General features: G+C 65.8%; 3 protein-coding genes. 2 read left to right on the top strand and 1 reads right to left on the bottom strand.

Annotated elements, in window-relative coordinates:
- Positions 1-703 (bottom strand): AraC family transcriptional regulator (locus B1964_RS06620; RefSeq protein WP_079929287.1); only part of this gene is annotated, 703 nt, incomplete at its 3' end.
- Positions 704-825: 122 nt separating this feature from the next.
- On the opposite strand from B1964_RS06620, the gene B1964_RS06615 reads away from it, so the two are divergent.
- On the top strand, positions 826-1,413 hold the full coding sequence (locus B1964_RS06615) for a flavin reductase family protein (RefSeq protein WP_006367459.1): 588 nt from the start codon (positions 826-828) through the stop codon (positions 1,411-1,413).
- 44 nt (positions 1,414-1,457) lie between these two features.
- Positions 1,458-3,083 carry a 4-hydroxyphenylacetate 3-hydroxylase N-terminal domain-containing protein gene (locus B1964_RS06610; protein ID WP_079929286.1) on the top strand — a complete coding sequence of 542 codons (1,626 nt, stop codon included), beginning with the start codon at positions 1,458-1,460 and terminating at the stop codon, positions 3,081-3,083.
- The last annotated feature ends 205 nt before the right edge of the window (positions 3,084-3,288 follow it).

Raw genomic sequence — 3,288 nt, 5'->3', positions numbered from 1 at the left:
CCGCCATGTCGGCGGCCGTCCACGGCCGAGCCGGATCGGCCCGCATCGCATCGAGCACCCGGGTGACGATCCGCGGTTGCGGGCGGGTGTGCTCGGCCGGGTCGTCGGGAACCGCGGCCAACAAGAAGGCGTCGGTCAACGAGCCGGCGAGTTGCTCGGCGATGAGCGGGTTCGCCAGCAGCGGGTCGTCGGCGGGTTGGCCGGCGATCGACCGGACCAGCCGGAACCAGCTCGCCCCCTCCGGCGAGTGCAGGTCGAGCTGTTCGGGGATCGTCGTGTCCGGACGCCCGGTCACCCGGCAGGCCTCGCGCTGCAGGAAGTCACGGTCGATCTTGACCCCGACGATCGTGCAGGTACTCGACCAGCGGGTGATCTCGGCGGGCGTGTCGGGCGGGTTGATCGTGGCGAGACCACTCGTGGAAATCACCGAGGTCCCGGCGACGCTGGTTTCCAGGACTCCCCCGAGCGGCACGTTGATGCCGTAGGCGCCGGGATGGTCGGAGTGGATGGCCACCTCGGCTCCCCACCCGATCCGCGCGATACGCAACGGTCCGAGCACGGTGACCGCGACGTCGACGTAGAGTGCGTTCCCACCCGCGTCCCGTGGACTCAATTCATGCGGGAAATACGCGTCGGACACCGCCGCCGACGCCGCTTCCCACTCGGGATCCCCCGGGATGCGAAGCCGCTCGATCTGGCTCATCGGACACTCCTCACGACTTCGCCGCGCAATGTGGATCGTCATCGCGTTCAGCGGATCGTGGACACCGCGGCCGTCGCCTTATGTTCTACCTCACATCTTGCCTCATCGAAAGGAGAGGTCACGTGGAACGCAAGGCCCTACAGAATGTCTTCGGCCAGTTCGCGAGTGGCGTCACCGTCATCACGTGTGCGAATTCCGACGGCGAGCCGCACGGTGCAACGGTCACGGCCTTCACCGCGGTGTCCCTCGAACCGCGCCTGTGTCAAGTGACGTTGACGCGAAAGTCCAAGGCGTGCAACTACTTGACCGATGCGCCGTTCGCGGTCAACATCATGGCCGCCGACCAGCTCGACATCGCGATGCACTTCGCCGGGCGTCCGGCGCAACCCGGCCCCACCTGGGTCGACGGCCCGACGGCCCCCATCCTGTCCGGCAGCGCCGCGGTACTCAGCTGCGTGCCGTGGCGCAGCTACGACGGCGGCGACCACATCATCTACATCGGCGAGATCGTCGATGCCCATACCTCGGGGAAGCCCCCACTGCTGTACTACCGCAGCACTTTTCATGATCTCGGTGAGCCGAGCGTGAATTCGCTGTGGACGCTGTGCGCCGACGACCCGCACTCGGGCTGGTTCGACTCGACGACCACGTTCACCCCATTTCACCTGGCCCACACCGACGATCCCGAGCACACCACCGCATCCGCGTGATTCATCACGGTTTTCGACCCATCCATCAGAAAGAGGTATCAATCATGACCACGATCGAACGTCCCGCAGGCGACCCGGCCGCCTTCGGCACCCTGCAGACCAACCCGGCTGCCGACGCCCCCGCCAACAACACGAAGAATTTCGCGACCCGGCCGATGACCGGTGACGAATACATCGAGTCGCTCAAGGACGGTCGGGAGATCTGGTTGCACGGTGAGCGCGTGGAGGACGTCACCACCCATCCGGCGTTCCGCAACCCCATCCGCATGACCGCGCGCCTCTACGACTCGATGCACGACCCGGCCACCCGCGACAAGGTGACCGCACCGACCGACACCGGCAACGGCGGCGTGACGATGCCGTTCTTCAAGGCCTCCACCAGCTCGGCCGATCTCATCGCCGAACGCGACGCGATCGCCGAGTGGGCACGCATGACCTACGGCTGGATGGGCCGCTCCCCCGACTACAAGGCCAGCTTCCTCGGCACCTTGCACGCCAACAAGGATCTCTACGCACCGTTCGAGGCCAACGCCGAGCGCTGGTACCGCGAGTCGCAGGAGAAGGTTCTCTACTGGAATCACGCGATCATCAACCCGCCCGTCGATCGTCAGTTGCCGCCCGACGAGGTCGGTGACGTGTTCATGAAGGTGGAAAAGGAAACCGGCGCCGGGCTCGTGGTGTCCGGCGCGAAGGTGGTCGCAACCGGCTCGGCGATCACCAATTACAACTTCATTGCCCACTACGGCCTGCCGATCAAGAAGAAGGAATTCGCACTCATCTGCACGGTGCCGATGGACTCGCCCGGCATCAAACTGATCTGCCGCTCGTCCTACACCCAGCAGGCCGCGGTGATGGGCTCGCCGTTCGACTACCCGCTCTCGAGCCGGATGGACGAGAACGACACCATCTTCGTCTTCGACAAGGTGCTCGTGCCGTGGGAGAACGTCTTCATGTACGGCGACGTCGAACGCATCAACGCGTTCTTCCCGCAGTCGGGTTTCCTGCCGCGCTTCACCTTCCAGGGCTGCACCCGTCTCGCGGTGAAGCTCGACTTCATCGCCGGCCTGCTGATGAAGGCCCTCGACTGCACCGGCTCGGGCGGGTTCCGCGGCGTGCAGACCCGCGTCGGCGAGGTGATCGGCTGGCGCAATCTCTTCTGGACCCTCACCGACGCGATGGCCCACAACCCGGAACCCTGGATCGGCGACACCGTCATCCCACGCCTGGAGTACGGCCTGACCTACCGCATGTTCATGATGCAGGGCTATCCGCGCATCAAGGAGATCATCGAACAGGACGTCGCATCGGGGCTGATCTATCTGCCCTCGAGCGCCGCCGACTTCAAGAGCCCCACCGTGCGGCCCTACCTCGACAAGTACGTCCGCGGCTCCAACGGCATCACCGCCGTGGACCGCGTGAAGGTCATGAAGGCACTGTGGGATTCGATCGGCTCCGAATTCGGCGGCCGCCACGAGCTCTACGAGCGCAACTACTCGGGCAACCACGAGAACGTCAAGGCCGAGTTGCTCTTCGCCGCACAGAACCGCGGCGGGGTCGATCAGATGAAGGGGCTCGCCGAGGCCTGCCTGGCCGAATACGACCTCGACGGCTGGACCGTGCCCGATCTCATCGGCAATGACGACGTCAGCTTCTTCGGCCCGGGTCACTGATCGCCCCGTGCCCGGTGCCCCCGCGGCCGTCCCGGTGACGACACCGTTCTCGATGGTCTAGAGTCGCGGCACATGACGCCGACGACGGAGATCATCGAGGCGGCCGCGGACACACCACGATTCGTGGCCGGCTTCACCGGGGCCCCGGGCGCGGGCAAGACCACCATCGCCCGCCGCGTCGTCGCCGACCTCACCGAGAGGCTCG

The organism is Gordonia sp. i37, from assembly GCF_002043085.1.
GTDB lineage: Bacteria > Actinomycetota > Actinomycetes > Mycobacteriales > Mycobacteriaceae > Gordonia > Gordonia polyisoprenivorans.
The sequence above is the reverse complement of the archived record's forward strand: the minus strand, read 5'-3'. Positions and strand labels throughout refer to the sequence as shown.

Excerpts from the sequence above, each read along its gene's own strand:
- B1964_RS06610 (WP_079929286.1), top strand. The coding sequence starts at position 1,458 with ATGACCACGATCGAACGTCCCGCAGGCGACCCGGCCGCCTTCGGCACC.